The 18,997-nt window shown below is 72.4% G+C and carries 18 protein-coding genes; 8 read left to right on the top strand and 10 right to left on the bottom strand.

Translation table 11 applies throughout. The features are described 5' to 3' along the window. Both FR742_RS31355 and FR742_RS31350 read left to right on the top strand, forming a co-directional pair. The coding region (locus FR742_RS31355; RefSeq protein ID WP_222709211.1) for an AIR synthase related protein at positions 1-660 on the top strand (660 nt) is incomplete at its 5' end. Further along, positions 599-823 carry a hypothetical protein gene (locus FR742_RS31350; RefSeq protein ID WP_148034953.1) on the top strand — a complete coding sequence of 75 codons (225 nt, stop codon included), beginning with the start codon at positions 599-601 and terminating at the stop codon, positions 821-823. The genes FR742_RS31355 and FR742_RS31350, both read left to right, overlap by 62 nt. Before the next feature lie 32 nt (positions 824-855). Here the strand turns inward: FR742_RS31350 and FR742_RS31345 are convergent, their stop codons facing one another. The 3 genes from FR742_RS31345 to FR742_RS31335 all read right to left on the bottom strand — a co-directional run bounded on the left by FR742_RS31345 (position 856) and on the right by FR742_RS31335 (position 3,324). Continuing rightward, on the bottom strand, positions 856-1,350 hold the full coding sequence (locus FR742_RS31345; protein WP_148034942.1) for an MSMEG_0567/Sll0786 family nitrogen starvation N-acetyltransferase: 495 nt from the start codon (positions 1,348-1,350) through the stop codon (positions 856-858). Beyond that, complete coding sequence (locus FR742_RS31340) at positions 1,319-2,488, bottom strand: MSMEG_0568 family radical SAM protein (RefSeq protein ID WP_148034943.1); 1,170 nt, start codon at positions 2,486-2,488, stop codon at positions 1,319-1,321. The genes FR742_RS31345 and FR742_RS31340 overlap by 32 nt, the downstream gene beginning before the upstream one ends. Positions 2,489-2,667: 179 nt before the next feature. Continuing rightward, complete coding sequence (locus FR742_RS31335; protein ID WP_148034944.1) at positions 2,668-3,324, bottom strand: hypothetical protein; 657 nt, start codon at positions 3,322-3,324, stop codon at positions 2,668-2,670. 114 nt (positions 3,325-3,438) lie between these two features. On the opposite strand from FR742_RS31335, the gene FR742_RS31330 reads away from it, so the two are divergent. The 4 genes from FR742_RS31330 to FR742_RS31315 all read left to right on the top strand — a co-directional run bounded on the left by FR742_RS31330 (position 3,439) and on the right by FR742_RS31315 (position 9,099). Beyond that, positions 3,439-5,940, top strand: coding sequence for a hypothetical protein (locus FR742_RS31330; RefSeq protein WP_187281464.1), 2,502 nt, complete (start codon positions 3,439-3,441; stop codon positions 5,938-5,940). Continuing rightward, positions 5,937-7,115, top strand: a complete 1,179-nt coding sequence (locus FR742_RS31325) for an MSMEG_0565 family glycosyltransferase (RefSeq protein ID WP_148034947.1) — start codon at positions 5,937-5,939, stop codon at positions 7,113-7,115. The genes FR742_RS31330 and FR742_RS31325 overlap by 4 nt, the downstream gene beginning before the upstream one ends. Positions 7,116-7,244: 129 nt before the next feature. Continuing rightward, complete coding sequence (locus FR742_RS31320; RefSeq protein WP_148034948.1) at positions 7,245-7,706, top strand: hypothetical protein; 462 nt, start codon at positions 7,245-7,247, stop codon at positions 7,704-7,706. Positions 7,707-7,746: 40 nt separating this feature from the next. Further along, positions 7,747-9,099 carry a carboxylesterase/lipase family protein gene (locus tag FR742_RS31315; RefSeq protein WP_148034949.1) on the top strand — a complete coding sequence of 451 codons (1,353 nt, stop codon included), beginning with the start codon at positions 7,747-7,749 and terminating at the stop codon, positions 9,097-9,099. On the opposite strand, the gene FR742_RS31310 is transcribed toward FR742_RS31315, so the two are convergent. Further along, on the bottom strand, positions 9,096-10,235 hold the full coding sequence (locus tag FR742_RS31310) for a CdaR family transcriptional regulator (RefSeq protein WP_148034950.1): 1,140 nt from the start codon (positions 10,233-10,235) through the stop codon (positions 9,096-9,098). The two genes, FR742_RS31315 and FR742_RS31310, sit on opposite strands and share 4 nt — an antisense overlap. Before the next feature lie 114 nt (positions 10,236-10,349). Between FR742_RS31310 and FR742_RS31305 the strand changes: the two genes are divergently transcribed. Continuing rightward, positions 10,350-11,150, top strand: coding sequence for an acetylxylan esterase (locus FR742_RS31305; protein WP_148034951.1), 801 nt, complete (start codon positions 10,350-10,352; stop codon positions 11,148-11,150). Positions 11,151-11,208: 58 nt separating this feature from the next. Here FR742_RS31305 and FR742_RS31300 read toward each other — a convergent pair whose 3' ends face one another. Next, positions 11,209-12,009, bottom strand: a complete 801-nt coding sequence (locus FR742_RS31300; protein ID WP_148034951.1) for an acetylxylan esterase — start codon at positions 12,007-12,009, stop codon at positions 11,209-11,211. A gap of 114 nt (positions 12,010-12,123) precedes the next feature. Here FR742_RS31300 and FR742_RS31295 point away from each other — a divergent pair, with 114 nt between their 5' ends. Then, positions 12,124-13,263 (top strand): CdaR family transcriptional regulator, encoded by a 1,140-nt coding sequence (locus tag FR742_RS31295; protein ID WP_148034950.1) that lies wholly within the window; start codon positions 12,124-12,126, stop codon positions 13,261-13,263. Here FR742_RS31295 and FR742_RS31290 read toward each other — a convergent pair. From FR742_RS31290 to FR742_RS31270, 5 genes are all read right to left on the bottom strand, one after another. Further along, complete coding sequence (locus FR742_RS31290) at positions 13,260-14,612, bottom strand: carboxylesterase/lipase family protein (RefSeq protein WP_148034949.1); 1,353 nt, start codon at positions 14,610-14,612, stop codon at positions 13,260-13,262. The two genes, FR742_RS31295 and FR742_RS31290, sit on opposite strands and share 4 nt — an antisense overlap. A 40-nt stretch (positions 14,613-14,652) precedes the next feature. Continuing rightward, complete coding sequence (locus tag FR742_RS31285) at positions 14,653-15,114, bottom strand: hypothetical protein (RefSeq protein WP_148034948.1); 462 nt, start codon at positions 15,112-15,114, stop codon at positions 14,653-14,655. A 129-nt stretch (positions 15,115-15,243) separates the two neighbouring features. Continuing rightward, complete coding sequence (locus tag FR742_RS31280; RefSeq protein ID WP_148034947.1) at positions 15,244-16,422, bottom strand: MSMEG_0565 family glycosyltransferase; 1,179 nt, start codon at positions 16,420-16,422, stop codon at positions 15,244-15,246. Continuing rightward, positions 16,419-17,969 carry a protein FdrA gene (locus FR742_RS31275; RefSeq protein ID WP_148034946.1) on the bottom strand — a complete coding sequence of 517 codons (1,551 nt, stop codon included), beginning with the start codon at positions 17,967-17,969 and terminating at the stop codon, positions 16,419-16,421. Before FR742_RS31275 ends, FR742_RS31280 begins: the two co-directional genes overlap by 4 nt. Then, a complete protein-coding gene (locus FR742_RS31270) occupies positions 17,966-18,919 on the bottom strand; it encodes a carbamate kinase (protein WP_222709210.1) in 954 nt (317 codons plus the stop codon). Before FR742_RS31270 ends, FR742_RS31275 begins: the two co-directional genes overlap by 4 nt. Between the last annotated feature and the right edge of the window lie 78 nt (positions 18,920-18,997).

Here is an 18,997-nt window from a genome sequence, read left to right as displayed (position 1 = left end):
GGAGCCGTCGTGCACGATCGCGGGCGCAACCTGATCGTCGGCGGGGAGGCGATGCTGCCCTCCTTCGTCGCGAAGGACCCCTACGGCGCCGGGGTGGCGGCCGTCCTGGCGAACGTGAACGACCTCGCCGCCATGGGCGCCCGTCCTCTCGCGATCGTCGACACGATCGTCGGCCCGCGCGAGGTCACCAGGAAGATCCTGGAGGGCCTCAAGTGGGCCGGCGAGACCTACCAGGTGCCCGTGGTGGGCGGGCACCTCACCGAGAGCGACGGCCCGCCGAGCCTGTCGGCGTTCGGTCTCGGCACCGCGGAGAAGGTGCTGTCGGCCACGCACGCCGCCCCCGGCCAGGCGTTGATGCTCGCCTGCTGCCTCGACGGGCGCATGCGCGACGACTTCCTGTTCTTCCCGTCGTTCGACGAGCGGGGCGACCGCCTGGCGGGCGACGTCCGGGCCCTCGCCGAGGTGGCGGAGTCGGGCGCGGCGGTGGCCGCCAAGGACGTCAGCATGGCCGGCATGATCGGCTCGCTGGCCATGCTGCTGGAGGCCAACAGGCTGGGCGTCCAGGTGGACATGGACGAGCTCCCCGTGCCCGAGGGGCGTGCCGGTCGCCGACTGGCTGTCCTGCTTCCCCTGCTTCGCCTTCCTGCTCACGACGCCTGACGACCGGGTCGAGGAGTGCGCCAAGGCCTTCACCGCGCGAGGGCTGACCGCGCGCCGGCTCGGCACCCTCGACGACACCGGCGAGGTGCGCCTGCGCGACGCCTCCGGCTCGGTGGTGGTCTTCGACCTGAACGAGGAGTCCGTCACCCGGCTGGGCCGCTGACACATGCCCGGCCTTCCTGACGTACGAAGTGATCACGTCAGGTCGATGCTCATCTGCTGGTGGGGCACGCCGACGTAGGCGACCGGGCCGCCCACCTTCGACCAGCCGAGCCGCCGGAAGAAGCTCACGTTGCCGAGCTGGACGTACGCGATCATGCGCGCGCCGCCGGCGGCCGCGGCGGTCTCCACCGCGTACCTGACCAGCGGGCCCCCCAGCCACAGGTGCCGATACTCCGGGAGCACCGCGAGCCGGTCCCCCTTCCACAGCCTCTCGCCGTCGGGCGCGGGGTAGCGGTACAGCCGGACCGTGCCGGCCGGCACGCCGTCGGCGAACGCGAGCACGTGGTGGACGCTGGGATCGCGGTCGAACTCGTCCTGGTCGGTCTGCTCGAACAGCGACTGTTCCGCCACGAAGACCGATCGCCGGATCCGGAGGTGCTCCTCCAGCTCCTCCGCCGCCGTCACCGTACGGCAGACGTGATGCGGCGCGGCCTGGTCAGAAAACGAGCGGGAGAGAGACGCGCCCATCGGGCACCCCACCCTTCGTCGAACCAGAACCGGCACGTTCCAGGGCGGCCTGCCCCGAACACGCCTGGCAGCGTGCGCATCCCGCCATGACCCCGGTGGCGGTGAGCCCGCGTCGCAGCATGTGCGGGACGACCTGCCGGTAGATCCCCTCGACGTAGTCCGCTGACGGGGGCCGTTCGTCCTCCATGAGGCTGCCCGGGACCGGGCGCAGCGGGACGATGAACGGGTAGACGCCCATGTCCACCGCCCGGCGGCACATGTCCACCGTGAGGTCGGGGTCCTCGCCCATGCCGAGGATCACGTACGTCGAGACCTGTCCTTCGCCGAAGACCCGGACCGCGCGTTCCCAGGCGGAGAAGTACGCCTCGATGCCCCAGCGCGCCTTGCCCGGCGCGACCCGCGCGAGCACCTCGGGGTCGAAGGTCTCCACGTGGATGCCGACGGAGTCCACGCCCATGCCGCGGACCCGGTTGATCACGTCGAGGTCGGACGGGGGTTCGAACTGGACCTGCACCGGCAGCCCGGACGCCTCCTTCACGGCCTGGGCGCACCTGCCGACGTAGAGGGCGCCGCGGTCCGGGGTGGCGGTGCTGCCGGTGGTGAGCGTGGCGTCGACGGCGCCGTCCAGGTCGCGGGCCGCCACCGACACCTCCGCGAGCATCTCGGGCGTCTTCTTGGCGATCGTGCGACCGGCCGCGAGGGAGACCCCGATCCCGCAGAACGTGCACTGGTCGGAGTTGCCCCAGTAGGCGCAGGTCTGCAGCACCGTGCTGGCCATGGAGTCCAGGTGCATGAGCGCGATCTGCCAGTAGGGGACGCCGTCGGCCGTCTTCAAGTCGTAGTACTTCGGCCGGGGAGCCAACGCCGCGTCCGCCAACCGGACCGAGCCCTCGTAGATGCCGAAACCGTCGTCCTCCTGCCGCAGGGCATACGGGGAGTCACGCACGTAGTCGGCCGTGGTGGGAACCGTGGCCGGGCTTCCGTCGATCCACAGCATCCCCGCGTCGGCGGGACCGGCGCCGCCCTTCCGCGCCTCCATGGAGATCTCGGTCCGCAACCCCCGGCTCTGCAACCGGGCGATCAACTCGGCGAGTTCCTCCTGGTCGAGGGTCCGGTGGGTGTCGGGTGCCTCGGTCATGATGTGGCTCCTTGTCCGGGCCGACTCTTAACGGTGCTCGGCTAGACCGCCATGAAGGATGACGCATTTACTATAGGAAACTACTCTTTGACTACTATAGAAAGAATGTAGGGAGTGGCAACTAGGCGTCAGTGAATGACCGGGTATGCCCACAATCGCCCGGTCTGTGGCGTGTCTCGTCAGGAGTCCTTGAGCCGGGTCACCCACACCTCCCGTTCCTCCGCGGAGGCGGCCTCGTGAAGGACGTGTCCCCCGTCGCCGGGCTCGCCTGAGGCGAGCCGGCCGGTCTCCAGGTCGATGCGCCCCCGCTCGACGGTGTGCACGCAGACGGTGAACGTCTCGTCCGGTCGCGTCGTCACGAGCAGCGCCCGCCCGGTGGCGGGGTCGACCTCCAGCCGCCGGTACGGGACGAACGGGTCCCCGGGACGGTAGCCGGACTCCTCCAGCACCAGCCATCCGGCGCCCGGGGCGGCCTGCGCGAGGGCGGCCAGGCGGTCGTCCAGCGTGACCTCCTCGAGCGCCTCCCGGTAACGCATCGCGAACGCGGCGCCCGCGACGGCCTCGACGTCCAGGCCGTCGGACGTCAGCAGCTCGCTGGACTCGACCACCCGGCGCACCAGCTCGCGGTGCTCGGCCCAGGCTTCGACCAGCGGTTCGAGGCCCCGCCCGGACTCGCGGAGCCGCTGCGCGACCGCGCCGACCAGGCGCGTGGTCCTGAGGTAGATGTCCGGCTGGTGGGCGCTTCCGGCGAAGGCCCGCTCCGCGGCCGCGGTCCAGAGGCGGAGAAGCTCGCTCGCGGCCTGCCGGGCGTCGGGTGCGGGTCCTGGGTCACGCACACCCTCAGTCTCGGACATTTGATATTTCCTCCTGGACAGTTCACTATACTAAACGTTACATCTAGTATCGGATATTGAGGTAGGGGCGACCAAGCAGTGAGCAACGTAGCTGTGGTGGCTGTCGGCGGTAACGCCCTGACCCGCGCGGATCAGCCGGGTACAGCCGAGCAGATCGAGAGCAACGCCGCCCAGATGGCGTCGGGGATCTCGAACCTATGCGAGGCGGGTTGGTCGGTGGTCGTCGTCCACGGCAACGGCCCGCAGGTCGGCCATCTGGCGATCCAACAGGAGGGGAGCGTCGATCTGGTGCCACCGCAGCCGCTGTACTCGCTGAACGCGATGTCACAAGGGCAGCTCGGCAGCGTCCTGGTGCGCGCGATCGACACCATCCGGGGGCCGGGCACGGCCGTCGGCCTCATCTCGCACATGGTCGTCGACCCGCACGATCCCGCCTTCCGTACGCCCACCAAGCCCATCGGCCCCTTCTTCACCGAGACGGAGGCCGCGGCCATGGCCGAGCGGCGCGGCTGGGAGATGAGACAGGACGCCGGGCGGGGCTTCCGGCGGATGGTCCCCTCGCCCCATCCCACCGAGATGCTGGAGCTGTCCGCGGTCACGCCCCTGCTCGCGGCCGGCAAGGTGGTCCTCGCCGCCGGCGGCGGCGGAGTGGCCGTGGCCCGTGACGATCAGGGCCGCTATCACGGCGTGGACGCCGTGATCGACAAGGACTCGGCGGCCGCACGCCTCGCCGGATCACTCAAGGCCACGATGATGATCCTGGTGACGGGGGTCGACGCGGTCATGGTCGACTACGGCACCCCGCGGGCCCGCGCCGTCCACGAGCTGTCTCTCGCGCAGGCCGAGCGGTATCTCGCCGAGGGCCAGTTCCCGGCCGGGAGCATGGGGCCCAAGATCCGGGCGGCCACCGACTTCGTACGGGAGAGCGGCGGGACCACCGTCATCACCTCGGCGGAGCGCATGCTCGAAGCCCTGGACCCGCAGAAACCGTGTCGGCACGCACATCGTTCCCGAGCAAGCAATGAGCGAAGAAGCAATGAGCATCGCATGAGCACCCACGACAACCTCGCCCGCGTCCGCGTCGTCCGTGACACCTACCTCGACTCGCTCCGGCTGCTCGTCGCCACCTCGGTCATGGCCGAACAGGGCGGCGTCACCTGGGCGGGTGCCGTGATGGCGACGCCTTCAGGCCGGGAGAACCTGGAGGCCGAGGGCTTCGGCGCGGAGTCCGTCGGCCAGGCCGGGGCGAACGACCTCGTACTCGCCGTGCGCGCCGGTGACGAGGCCGCGGCGGAGGCCGCGCTCGCCGCCGGCGAGCAGGCCGCGTTCGAGGACGCCCGCGCCGAGTCCGGTGAGGCCGCCGCCGCCGCGCCCCGCACCGTCAGCGGAGCCGTCGCGCAGATGCCGGACGCGTCCGTGGCGATCGTCTCCGTGCCCGGTGGTTACGCGGCGCTGGAGGCCCACCACGCGCTCTCCCAGGGGCTGCACGTCCTGCTGTTCAGCGACAACGTCTCGCTGGACGAGGAAGCGGAGCTCAAGAAGCGGGGGAACGAGCTCGGCCTGCTGGTCATGGGGCCGGGGGCGGGCACCGCGGTGATCTCCGGCACCGGTCTCGGGTTCGCCAACGCGGTACGCCGCGGGCCGGTCGGCGTCGTCGCCGCCGCCGGCACCGGGGCGCAGGAGGTGTCGGCCCTGCTCGACCGCTGGGGCGTCGGCGTCTCGCACGTGATCGGCGTCGGCGGCCGTGACCTGTCCGAGGCCATCGGCGGGCGGATGGCCAAGGCGGCCGTGCGCGCTCTCGACGAGGACCCCGAGACCGAGGTGATCCTGCTGGTGTCCAAGCCGCCGAGCGAGGCGGTCGCCCACAGCGTGCTGGAAGAGTGCGGGTCCACCCCGGCGGTGGCCGCGTTCCTCGGCCTCTCGGAGATGGAGCCGCCGTCCGGGGTGCGGATGGCGCGGACGCTGGAGGAGGGCGCGCTCACCGCCGCCCGGCTCGCAGGCAAGACGCCCCCGGCCACCTCCGAAGGCCTGCGCGCCCAGGTGGAGGAGCGGCTCGGCGCCCTGGGCGACGAGCGGCGCACCGTCCGCGGCTACTACTCCGGCGGAACGCTCTGCTACGAGGCCCAGGTGATCATCAACGAGCTGCTGGGCGAGGTGTACTCCAACGAGCCGCTCCTGCCCGGCAACACGGTCCCCGCCCCGCCCGGCGCGAACGTGCTGCTCGACCTGGGCGCGGAGGAGTACACCGTCGGCAGGCCGCATCCGATGATCGACCCCGGCAACCGCATTCAGATCCTCCGCCAGGAGGCCCGCGATCCCGAGGTCGCGGTGGTGCTGCTCGACGTGGTGCTCGGCTACGGCTCGCACGAGGACCCGGCGGGGCAGCTCGCACCGGTGCTCGGCGAGATCATGGCCGACGGCGGCCCGCAGGTCGTCGCGTACGTCCTCGGCTCCGACACCGATCCCCAGGGCTACGCCAGGCAGCGCGCGACGCTGGAGGGGATCGGCTGCCTGGTGACCGAGACCGCGGCGCGCGCCGCGTACACGGCGGCGGCCATCGCGAGCCGCCGCCCTGAACTAACGGAGTCCCACCGGTGACAGAACACCTCCGCCTTCCTCCCGTCGCCCTGATCACCTACAGCACCCGGCCGAGGGGCGGCGTCGCGCACACGCTGGCGCTGGGCGAGGCGATGCACGCGCTCGGCCAGGACGTCCTGATCGTCGGACTCGGTGACCCGGGCAAGGGGTTCTTCCGGCCGGTCGCCGCCCCGACCCACGTCGTCACCGCGCCCGTCACCACCGGCGGGCTGGAGGAGAAGGTCGCGGCGAACATCGACGCCCTGGAGGCGGCCCTGGCCGACCTCGCCTCCGCCTACCCCATCCTGCACACCCAGGACTGCATCGCGGCCCGTGCGGCGGCCCGCGTGCGCGACGCCGGGATCCCCAGCAGGGTCGTCCGCACCGTCCACCACGTGGACGACTTCGACAGCGAGATCCTGATGGACTGCCAGCGCCAGGCCATCCTGGAGCCGGACCAGATCCTGGTGGTCACCAAGATCTGGCAGGACATCCTGCGGGAGGACTACGGAGTCCTGGCCGACGTGGTGCCCAACGGCGTGGATCCGGCCCGCTACAGCCGGCACTCCCCGGAGGTCGTGGCACGGTTGCGGGCCCGGGTCGGCGCGACCGACCGGCCGCTGCTGCTGTCCGTCGGCGGCATCGAGCCGCGCAAGGGCAGCGACACGCTGGTGGCCGCGCTGTCCAGGCTGGTCGGCGAGCGTACGCCGCCGCCCGTGCTGGCCGTGCTCGGCGGCCACTCCTTCCAGGACCACCGCGCCTACAGGGAGAAGGTGCTGGCGAGCCTGGACGCCCTCGGCCTGACCCTGGGCAAGGACGTCGTCGAACTCGGCACCGTGCCCGAGGGCGAGATGGCGGCGTGGTACGCGGCGGCGGACGTGCTGGCGTTCCCTTCCGTGAAGGAGGGGTTCGGCCTGGCCGCCCTGGAGGCGATGGCGGCCGGTCTTCCCGTGGTCACCAGCGACATCCCGGTGTTCAGGGAGTGGCTGGTCCCCGGCCGCGACGCCCTGCTGACCCCCGTCGGCGACGCGGGAGCGCTGGCCGGCGCGCTCTCGGCCGTGCTCGACGACGAGGCCCTCCGCGCCCGGCTCCGCACCGCGGGCCTGAGCCTGGCCGACCGCTACACGTGGACCGCCAGCGCCCGCCGGCACCTGGAGCTGTACGCCGGCAGCCCGGAGGCGCTCACCGCACACTGACACGGCTCACCGCGCCGAAGGGCACGGACGGAGTGTGCATTCGGCCACTGACCTGCCACACCGCCTGCCGCACCCTGAGGTTGCCCGCGTTTCGCCGTGGAACGCCGGTCGACCAGAGGGAGTAACGGCATGCGATCTCACAAGCTCGTCCTCGCGCTCGCGCTGACGGTGGGCCTGGCCGTGTCCGCGGCCCCGGCCGCCGCGACGAGCACGGCCGGCACCTGTCGGGTGGAGCTGAACTTCGTCGACGCCTACGACACCGACGAGAACAACGGCGACGAGATCCGGATCAACCTCGCCGGGTACATGTACCCCGGCGGCGGCCGGTACGTCGCCATGAACAACGGTGACCGCGCCTATTCCGGCAACTTCGCCAACCCGGCCACCACCATCGGCACCACCGGGTCGGCGCTGTTCAGCCTGCGCGAGGTCACCCTGCCCGTCGTCGGCCAGGGCGACGTGCTCGGCTCGGTCACCGCCTGGGGCTTCACCTGCGCCACGCTCGCCACGGGCGAGGTCCAGGAGATCCCGCAGCACATCTTCGGCAGCGGCTACTGGTACTACATGAGCCTCGTGATGACCGGCCTGTAGGCGCCTTGTTTCCGACCGATCGATCGGTAGGATTCGGGCCATGGACATCATCGCGGTCACCCGGCACGGCAAGGTGCGTGGCCATCTCCAGGACGGGATCCCGGTCTTCCGCGGCATCCCCTACGCGGCCGCTCCCTTCGGGGCCGAACGTTTCCGCGCCCCCGCGCCCGTGCGCCCCTGGGAGGGGGTCCGTGACGCGCTGCGGTTCGGGCCGACCGCGCCCAAGCGTCCCTACCGGCCGCCGCTCGACCGGCTCATCCCCGAGGAGCCGATCCCCGGCGACGAGTGCCTCAACCTGAATGTCTGGACACCGGGCGTGGACGACGGCGCCCGCCCGGTGATGGTCTGGATCCACGGCGGTTCCCTGCGCAACGGCTCGTCGAGCATGCCGCTGTACGACGGCCACGCCTTCGCCCGCGACGGGGTGGTGCTGGTCTCGATCAACTACCGGCTCGGCGTGGAGGGCTTCGGCGTCTTCCCGGACGCGCCGGACAACCGCGGCCTGCTCGACCAGGTCGCCGCGCTGGAATGGGTACGCGACAACATCGCGGCCTTCGGCGGCGACCCCGGCAACGTCACCGTGTTCGGCGAGTCGGCGGGGGCGATCAGCATCGGGGCGCTGCTCACCAGCCCGCGGGCGAAGAGGCTGTTCCACCGGGCGATCATGCAGAGCGGCCCCCCGCACACGGCCACGCGCGAGGAGGCCGCCAAGATCGTCAAGCTGATGGCGGCCGAGCTGGGCGTCCCCGCCACGGCCGGGGCCTTCGCCGCCGTCGACCGCGAGCGGCTGCTCGACACCCAGGCCGAGGTCGTCGGCAAGGCGAACCCGATCACCGGCGGCCCCGCCTTCCACATCGTGGCCGAGCCCGGGGCCGCCCCGGTCGAGGCCGACCTCCTCATCGGCGCCAACCGGGAGGAGTACCGCCTCTGGTTCGTGCCCACCGGCGCCGTGGACCGGGTCAGCCGCCTGACCCTGCGCCTGGCCCTGCTGAAGTTCCGCATCCCCGCCCGCGCCGCCCGGCTCTACAGGTCCGCCCGGCCCGGTGCCAGGCCCGGCGAGATCCTCGGCGAGATGGCCACCGACCTGCTCATGCGCGGCCCGCTCAACCGCCTGGCCGACTCCGTGGAACGGGCCCACGTCTACGAGTTCGCCTGGCGCTCACCGGTCATGGACCTGGGCGCATGCCACGGCCTGGAGATCGGCTTCGTCTTCGACAACCTCCGGCACTGCCGTGAGCTGGCCGGCGACGACGCCCCGCAGGAGCTGGCCGACGCCATGCACCGGGCCTGGGTCGCCTTCGCCAAGACCGGCGACCCGGGCTGGCAGCGGTGGGACTCCTCCCGGCCCGTCATGGTCTTCGACTTGCCGGGCTGGTCACCGCTCGCGATCTAGCCAGATCCTGAGCTCCTCGTCCCTGGGGGCGTGGACGACGCCGGAGCCGCCTCCAGCAGCCGCGCCTGCGCGGGCACCGCCAGATCCAGCCCGGTCAGCAGGCTCACCCGCCGCAGCCGGTAGTCGAGCGTGTTGCGGTGGATGTGCAGGTCGAGCGCGGTCCGGCGGCGGTTGTGCCCTCGGTGGACGAACGCGCGCAACGTCTCCAGCAGGTGGGGATGGCCGTCGAGCGGCGCCAGCTTGGCGGCCAGCCGTGACAGGCCCGCGCCCGGCCGCGCGAGCTGGTGCTCCAGCAGCACGTCGTCGAAGCGGTAGAGGCCCGGCGGCCTGCCGAGCCTGCGCACCAGCTCCATCACCGCGCGGGCCTCCCGCGCCGCCTCCGGGATGCGCGCGGGCTCCTCCGCCAGCGCCGCGGCGACGAGCAGGGGCCGTCCCACGACGTCGGCCAGCCTGTCCGCGAGCGGCTCCGGCGGGCACCCGTCAGGCAGCAGCGCGACCCCGTCGACGTGGTCCATCAGCACCAGCGACCCGGTGTGCGCGTCCATCGCCGACTGCACGAGCCGGGCCGGCGGCGCGGGCTGCCCGAAGTCGAAGAGCACCACCTCGTGCGCCTGGCCCACCTCCACGCCCGCCGCCTCGGCCAGGCTCTCGTACGGCCGGCCGCTCAGCAGCGCGCCGATGAGCGCCCGTCGCACCCGCTTGTCCTCGCTCCTGATGTCCTCCTGCGCCTGCTGGTGGGCCAGGGCGACGGCGGGCATCGCCGTACGCAGGTAGCCGAGCAGCCCTTCACCGGCCTCGGCCAGCTCGCCGGGCCCGGCCGCCTCGGTCAGCGCCCGCCACCAGACCTCGGCGCCGATGAGGTAGGCGCTCACCGCCGCCTCCAGCGGCAGCCGCTCCTCGGCCCGGCGCGCCGACCACTCGATGATGCGCGTCAGATCGCCCGGCCCCACCGCGTCGTGCCTGCGGAGCGTGCGCAGCAGCATCGCCAGGACGGCCGAGACCGAACGGGTCACCTCACCGCTCAGGATCTCCGGCGGCAGGTCCCGGTAGAACGGGATCTCGGCGGCGCACCGGGCGACCACCGCGGAAGTGAGCTCCCGCACCCTCGGGGCCATCCGGCTGTGGAGGTCGGACATCCCGGGATCGTCACATTGCCCAAACCGCACCGTCAATCCTTGCCCCAAGTGCGCAAAGACGGCGGCCCCCGGCGCAACCAGGATGGCGGGTGAACCCCCAGCCAGGAGGCCGCCTTGTTCAGACGCCTGCTCATCCCCCTGCTCCTCGTACTCACCCTCGGCACGGCTCCCGCCAGTGCCGCGACCACGAACTGGGGCGCACCCGGCCCCTACGCCACCGCCGTCGAGATCGGCGCGGTCAACACCCTCTACTACCCCCGCGACATCGCCGGGAGCGACCGCCGGCACCCGGTGATCGTCTGGGGCAACGGCACGGGCGGCGCGCCGCTCGTCTACCGCGACCTGCTCCTGCAGTGGGCCAGCCACGGCTTCATCGTCTCCGCCGCCAACACCCCGATGTCGAACCTCGGCATCTCCATGCGCGCCGGGATCGACGCCCTCGCCCAGCGCGACGCCGACCCGTCGAGCGTCTTCCACCGCAAGGTCGACCTGACCCGCATCGGCGCCTCGGGACACTCCCAGGGCGGCGCGGCCGTCATCGTCGTCGGCGCGGACTCCCGCGTGGACACCATCCTGCCCATCCAGCCGGGCCCGCTGGCCGACATCGACGACGTCCACGGCCCCGCGTTCCTGATGGCCGGCCAGCGTGACTCCATCGTCTGGCCCGCGCTGGTCAAGGCGTTCTACAACGCCGCCGACCACATCCCGGCGATCTACGGCGAGGTGCGCGGCGCCGACCACTTCACCGTCGTCGGCGACCCCGGCCCGTTCGCCGCGCCCACCACCGCCTGGTGGCGCTTCCAGCTCATGGACGACCTCCAGGCCCGCGCCCTGTTCTACGGGCCGAACTGCGGCATCTGCGTCGACAGCGTCACCTGGTCGGACGTCCGCCGCAACGCCCGCGTCCCCCGCTGATCTTCCTGCCGATCGATCGGTAGGGCGAACGTAGCCTACCGATCGATCGGCAGGAAGATCAGCGGGGGACGCGGGCGTTGCGGCGGACGTCCGACCAGGTGACGCTGTCGACGCAGATGCCGCAGTTCGGCCCGTAGAACAGGGCGCGGGCCTGGAGGTCGTCCATGAGCTGGAAGCGCCACCAGGCGGTGGTGGGCGCGGCGAACGGGCCGGGGTCGCCGACGACGGTGAAGTGGTCGGCGCCGCGCACCTCGCCGTAGATCGCCGGGATGTGGTCGGCGGCGTTGTAGAACGCCTTGACCAGCGCGGGCCAGACGATGGAGTCACGCTGGCCGGCCATCAGGAACGCGGGGCCGTGGACGTCGTCGATGTCGGCCAGCGGGCCCGGCTGGATGGGCAGGATGGTGTCCACGCGGGAGTCCGCGCCGACGACGATGACGGCCGCGCCGCCCTGGGAGTGTCCCGAGGCGCCGATGCGGGTCAGGTCGACCTTGCGGTGGAAGACGCTCGACGGGTCGGCGTCGCGCTGGGCGAGGGCGTCGATCCCGGCGCGCATGGAGATGCCGAGGTTCGACATCGGGGTGTTGGCGGCGGAGACGATGAAGCCGTGGCTGGCCCACTGCAGGAGCAGGTCGCGGTAGACGAGCGGCGCGCCGCCCGTGCCGTTGCCCCAGACGATCACCGGGTGCCGGCGGTCGCTCCCGGCGATGTCGCGGGGGTAGTAGAGGGTGTTGACCGCGCCGATCTCGACGGCGGTGGCGTAGGGGCCGGGTGCGCCCCAGTTCGTGGTCGCGGCACTGGCGGGAGCCGTGCCGAGGGTGAGTACGAGGAGCAGGGGGATGAGCAGGCGTCTGAACAAGGCGGCCTCCTGGCTGGGGGTTCACCCGCCATCCTGGTTGCGCCGGGGGCCGCCGTCTTTGCGCACTTGGGGCAAGGATTGACGGTGCGGTTTGGGCAATGTGACGATCCCGGGATGTCCGACCTCCACAGCCGGATGGCCCCGAGGGTGCGGGAGCTCACTTCCGCGGTGGTCGCCCGGTGCGCCGCCGAGATCCCGTTCTACCGGGACCTGCCGCCGGAGATCCTGAGCGGTGAGGTGACCCGTTCGGTCTCGGCCGTCCTGGCGATGCTGCTGCGCACGCTCCGCAGGCACGACGCGGTGGGGCCGGGCGATCTGACGCGCATCATCGAGTGGTCGGCGCGCCGGGCCGAGGAGCGGCTGCCGCTGGAGGCGGCGGTGAGCGCCTACCTCATCGGCGCCGAGGTCTGGTGGCGGGCGCTGACCGAGGCGGCCGGGCCCGGCGAGCTGGCCGAGGCCGGTGAAGGGCTGCTCGGCTACCTGCGTACGGCGATGCCCGCCGTCGCCCTGGCCCACCAGCAGGCGCAGGAGGACATCAGGAGCGAGGACAAGCGGGTGCGACGGGCGCTCATCGGCGCGCTGCTGAGCGGCCGGCCGTACGAGAGCCTGGCCGAGGCGGCGGGCGTGGAGGTGGGCCAGGCGCACGAGGTGGTGCTCTTCGACTTCGGGCAGCCCGCGCCGCCGGCCCGGCTCGTGCAGTCGGCGATGGACGCGCACACCGGGTCGCTGGTGCTGATGGACCACGTCGACGGGGTCGCGCTGCTGCCTGACGGGTGCCCGCCGGAGCCGCTCGCGGACAGGCTGGCCGACGTCGTGGGACGGCCCCTGCTCGTCGCCGCGGCGCTGGCGGAGGAGCCCGCGCGCATCCCGGAGGCGGCGCGGGAGGCCCGCGCGGTGATGGAGCTGGTGCGCAGGCTCGGCAGGCCGCCGGGCCTCTACCGCTTCGACGACGTGCTGCTGGAGCACCAGCTCGCGCGGCCGGGCGCGGGCCTGTCACGGCTGGCCGCCAAGCTGGCGCCGCTCGACGGCCATCCCCACCTGCTGGAGACGTTGCGCGCGTTCGTCCACCGAGGGCACAACCGCCGCCGGACCGCGCTCGACCTGCACATCCACCGCAACACGCTCGACTACCGGCTGCGGCGGGTGAGCCTGCTGACCGGGCTGGATCTGGCGGTGCCCGCGCAGGCGCGGCTGCTGGAGGCGGCTCCGGCGTCGTCCACGCCCCCAGGGACGAGGAGCTCAGGATCTGGCTAGATCGCGAGCGGTGACCAGCCCGGCAAGTCGAAGACCATGACGGGCCGGGAGGAGTCCCACCGCTGCCAGCCCGGGTCGCCGGTCTTGGCGAAGGCGACCCAGGCCCGGTGCATGGCGTCGGCCAGCTCCTGCGGGGCGTCGTCGCCGGCCAGCTCACGGCAGTGCCGGAGGTTGTCGAAGACGAAGCCGATCTCCAGGCCGTGGCATGCGCCCAGGTCCATGACCGGTGAGCGCCAGGCGAACTCGTAGACGTGGGCCCGTTCCACGGAGTCGGCCAGGCGGTTGAGCGGGCCGCGCATGAGCAGGTCGGTGGCCATCTCGCCGAGGATCTCGCCGGGCCTGGCACCGGGCCGGGCGGACCTGTAGAGCCGGGCGGCGCGGGCGGGGATGCGGAACTTCAGCAGGGCCAGGCGCAGGGTCAGGCGGCTGACCCGGTCCACGGCGCCGGTGGGCACGAACCAGAGGCGGTACTCCTCCCGGTTGGCGCCGATGAGGAGGTCGGCCTCGACCGGGGCGGCCCCGGGCTCGGCCACGATGTGGAAGGCGGGGCCGCCGGTGATCGGGTTCGCCTTGCCGACGACCTCGGCCTGGGTGTCGAGCAGCCGCTCGCGGTCGACGGCGGCGAAGGCCCCGGCCGTGGCGGGGACGCCCAGCTCGGCCGCCATCAGCTTGACGATCTTGGCGGCCTCCTCGCGCGTGGCCGTGTGCGGGGGGCCGCTCTGCATGATCGCCCGGTGGAACAGCCTCTTCGCCCGCGGGCTGGTGAGCAGCGCCCCGATGCTGATCGCCCCCGCCGACTCGCCGAACACGGTGACGTTGCCGGGGTCGCCGCCGAAGGCCGCGATGTTGTCGCGTACCCATTCCAGCGCGGCGACCTGGTCGAGCAGGCCGCGGTTGTCCGGCGCGTCCGGGAAGACGCCGAAGCCCTCCACGCCGAGCCGGTAGTTGATCGAGACCAGCACCACCCCGTCGCGGGCGAAGGCGTGGCCGTCGTACAGCGGCATGCTCGACGAGCCGTTGCGCAGGGAACCGCCGTGGATCCAGACCATCACCGGGCGGGCGCCGTCGTCCACGCCCGGTGTCCAGACATTCAGGTTGAGGCACTCGTCGCCGGGGATCGGCTCCTCGGGGATGAGCCGGTCGAGCGGCGGCCGGTAGGGACGCTTGGGCGCGGTCGGCCCGAACCGCAGCGCGTCACGGACCCCCTCCCAGGGGCGCACGGGCGCGGGGGCGCGGAAACGTTCGGCCCCGAAGGGAGCGGCCGCGTAGGGGATGCCGCGGAAGACCGGGATCCCGTCCTGGAGATGGCCACGCACCTTGCCGTGCCGGGTGACCGCGATGATGTCCATGGCCCGAATCCTACCGATCGATCGGTCGGAAACAAGGCGCCTACAGGCCGGTCATCACGAGGCTCATGTAGTACCAGTAGCCGCTGCCGAAGATGTGCTGCGGGATCTCCTGGACCTCGCCCGTGGCGAGCGTGGCGCAGGTGAAGCCCCAGGCGGTGACCGAGCCGAGCACGTCGCCCTGGCCGACGACGGGCAGGGTGACCTCGCGCAGGCTGAACAGCGCCGACCCGGTGGTGCCGATGGTGGTGGCCGGGTTGGCGAAGTTGCCGGAATAGGCGCGGTCACCGTTGTTCATGGCGACGTACCGGCCGCCGCCGGGGTACATGTACCCGGCGAGGTTGATCCGGATCTCGTCGCCGTTGTTCTCGTCGGTGTCGTAGGCGTCGACGAAGTTCAGCTCCACCCGACAGGTGCCGGCCGTGCTCGTCGCGGCGGCCGGGGCCGCGGACACGGCCAGGCCCACCGTCAGCGCGAGCGCGAGGACGAGCTTGTGAGATCGCATGCCGTTACTCCCTCTGGTCGACCGGCGTTCCACGGCGAAACGCGGGCAACCTCAGGGTGCGGCAGGCGGTGTGGCAGGTCAGTGGCCGAATGCACACTCCGTCCGTGCCCTTCGGCGCGGTGAGCCGTGTCAGTGTGCGGTGAGCGCCTCCGGGCTGCCGGCGTACAGCTCCAGGTGCCGGCGGGCGCTGGCGGTCCACGTGTAGCGGTCGGCCAGGCTCAGGCCCGCGGTGCGGAGCCGGGCGCGGAGGGCCTCGTCGTCGAGCACGGCCGAGAGCGCGCCGGCCAGCGCTCCCGCGTCGCCGACGGGGGTCAGCAGGGCGTCGCGGCCGGGGACCAGCCACTCCCTGAACACCGGGATGTCGCTGGTGACCACGGGAAGACCGGCCGCCATCGCCTCCAGGGCGGCCAGGCCGAACCCCTCCTTCACGGAAGGGAACGCCAGCACGTCCGCCGCCGCGTACCACGCCGCCATCTCGCCCTCGGGCACGGTGCCGAGTTCGACGACGTCCTTGCCCAGGGTCAGGCCGAGGGCGTCCAGGCTCGCCAGCACCTTCTCCCTGTAGGCGCGGTGGTCCTGGAAGGAGTGGCCGCCGAGCACGGCCAGCACGGGCGGCGGCGTACGCTCGCCGACCAGCCTGGACAGCGCGGCCACCAGCGTGTCGCTGCCCTTGCGCGGCTCGATGCCGCCGACGGACAGCAGCAGCGGCCGGTCGGTCGCGCCGACCCGGGCCCGCAACCGTGCCACGACCTCCGGGGAGTGCCGGCTGTAGCGGGCCGGATCCACGCCGTTGGGCACCACGTCGGCCAGGACTCCGTAGTCCTCCCGCAGGATGTCCTGCCAGATCTTGGTGACCACCAGGATCTGGTCCGGCTCCAGGATGGCCTGGCGCTGGCAGTCCATCAGGATCTCGCTGTCGAAGTCGTCCACGTGGTGGACGGTGCGGACGACCCTGCTGGGGATCCCGGCGTCGCGCACGCGGGCCGCCGCACGGGCCGCGATGCAGTCCTGGGTGTGCAGGATGGGGTAGGCGGAGGCGAGGTCGGCCAGGGCCGCCTCCAGGGCGTCGATGTTCGCCGCGACCTTCTCCTCCAGCCCGCCGGTGGTGACGGGCGCGGTGACGACGTGGGTCGGGGCGGCGACCGGCCGGAAGAACCCCTTGCCCGGGTCACCGAGTCCGACGATCAGGACGTCCTGGCCGAGCGCGTGCATCGCCTCGCCCAGCGCCAGCGTGTGCGCGACGCCGCCCCTCGGCCGGGTGCTGTAGGTGATCAGGGCGACGGGAGGAAGGCGGAGGTGTTCTGTCACCGGTGGGACTCCGTTAGTTCAGGGCGGCGGCTCGCGATGGCCGCCGCCGTGTACGCGGCGCGCGCCGCGGTCTCGGTCACCAGGCAGCCGATCCCCTCCAGCGTCGCGCGCTGCCTGGCGTAGCCCTGGGGATCGGTGTCGGAGCCGAGGACGTACGCGACGACCTGCGGGCCGCCGTCGGCCATGATCTCGCCGAGCACCGGTGCGAGCTGCCCCGCCGGGTCCTCGTGCGAGCCGTAGCCGAGCACCACGTCGAGCAGCACCACCGCGACCTCGGGATCGCGGGCCTCCTGGCGGAGGATCTGAATGCGGTTGCCGGGGTCGATCATCGGATGCGGCCTGCCGACGGTGTACTCCTCCGCGCCCAGGTCGAGCAGCACGTTCGCGCCGGGCGGGGCGGGGACCGTGTTGCCGGGCAGGAGCGGCTCGTTGGAGTACACCTCGCCCAGCAGCTCGTTGATGATCACCTGGGCCTCGTAGCAGAGCGTTCCGCCGGAGTAGTAGCCGCGGACGGTGCGCCGCTCGTCGCCCAGGGCGCCGAGCCGCTCCTCCACCTGGGCGCGCAGGCCTTCGGAGGTGGCCGGGGGCGTCTTGCCTGCGAGCCGGGCGGCGGTGAGCGCGCCCTCCTCCAGCGTCCGCGCCATCCGCACCCCGGACGGCGGCTCCATCTCCGAGAGGCCGAGGAACGCGGCCACCGCCGGGGTGGACCCGCACTCTTCCAGCACGCTGTGGGCGACCGCCTCGCTCGGCGGCTTGGACACCAGCAGGATCACCTCGGTCTCGGGGTCCTCGTCGAGAGCGCGCACGGCCGCCTTGGCCATCCGCCCGCCGATGGCCTCGGACAGGTCACGGCCGCCGACGCCGATCACGTGCGAGACGCCGACGCCCCAGCGGTCGAGCAGGGCCGACACCTCCTGCGCCCCGGTGCCGGCGGCGGCGACGACGCCGACCGGCCCGCGGCGTACCGCGTTGGCGAACCCGAGACCGGTGCCGGAGATCACCGCGGTGCCCGCCCCCGGCCCCATGACCAGCAGGCCGAGCTCGTTCCCCCGCTTCTTGAGCTCCGCTTCCTCGTCCAGCGAGACGTTGTCGCTGAACAGCAGGACGTGCAGCCCCTGGGAGAGCGCGTGGTGGGCCTCCAGCGCCGCGTAACCACCGGGCACGGAGACGATCGCCACGGACGCGTCCGGCATCTGCGCGACGGCTCCGCTGACGGTGCGGGGCGCGGCGGCGGCGGCCTCACCGGACTCGGCGCGGGCGTCCTCGAACGCGGCCTGCTCGCCGGCGGCGAGCGCGGCCTCCGCCGCGGCCTCGTCACCGGCGCGCACGGCGAGTACGAGGTCGTTCGCCCCGGCCTGGCCGACGGACTCCGCGCCGAAGCCCTCGGCCTCCAGGTTCTCCCGGCCTGAAGGCGTCGCCATCACGGCACCCGCCCAGGTGACGCCGCCCTGTTCGGCCATGACCGAGGTGGCGACGAGCAGCCGGAGCGAGTCGAGGTAGGTGTCACGGACGACGCGGACGCGGGCGAGGTTGTCGTGGGTGCTCATGCGATGCTCATTGCTTCTTCGCTCATTGCTTGCTCGGGAACGATGTGCGTGCCGACACGGTTCTGCGGGTCCAGGGCTTCGAGCATGCGCTCCGCCGAGGTGATGACGGTGGTCCCGCCGCTCTCCCGTACGAAGTCGGTGGCCGCCCGGATCTTGGGCCCCATGCTCCCGGCCGGGAACTGGCCCTCGGCGAGATACCGCTCGGCCTGCGCGAGAGACAGCTCGTGGACGGCGCGGGCCCGCGGGGTGCCGTAGTCGACCATGACCGCGTCGACCCCCGTCACCAGGATCATCATCGTGGCCTTGAGTGATCCGGCGAGGCGTGCGGCCGCCGAGTCCTTGTCGATCACGGCGTCCACGCCGTGATAGCGGCCCTGATCGTCACGGGCCACGGCCACTCCGCCGCCGCCGGCGGCGAGGACCACCTTGCCGGCCGCGAGCAGGGGCGTGACCGCGGACAGCTCCAGCATCTCGGTGGGATGGGGCGAGGGGACCATCCGCCGGAAGCCCCGCCCGGCGTCCTGTCTCATCTCCCAGCCGCGCCGCTCGGCCATGGCCGCGGCCTCCGTCTCGGTGAAGAAGGGGCCGATGGGCTTGGTGGGCGTACGGAAGGCGGGATCGTGCGGGTCGACGACCATGTGCGAGATGAGGCCGACGGCCGTGCCCGGCCCCCGGATGGTGTCGATCGCGCGCACCAGGACGCTGCCGAGCTGCCCTTGTGACATCGCGTTCAGCGAGTACAGCGGCTGCGGTGGCACCAGATCGACGCTCCCCTCCTGTTGGATCGCCAGATGGCCGACCTGCGGGCCGTTGCCGTGGACGACGACCACCGACCAACCCGCCTCGCATAGGTTCGAGATCCCCGACGCCATCTGGGCGGCGTTGCTCTCGATCTGCTCGGCTGTACCCGGCTGATCCGCGCGGGTCAGGGCGTTACCGCCGACAGCCACCACAGCTACGTTGCTCACTGCTTGGTCGCCCCTACCTCAATATCCGATACTAGATGTAACGTTTAGTATAGTGAACTG

Source organism: Nonomuraea sp. C10, from assembly GCF_008017515.1.
In the GTDB taxonomy this organism is placed as follows: Bacteria; Actinomycetota; Actinomycetes; order Streptosporangiales; family Streptosporangiaceae; genus Nonomuraea; species Nonomuraea ferruginea.
This window is presented reverse-complemented; position numbering and strand designations above follow the sequence as displayed.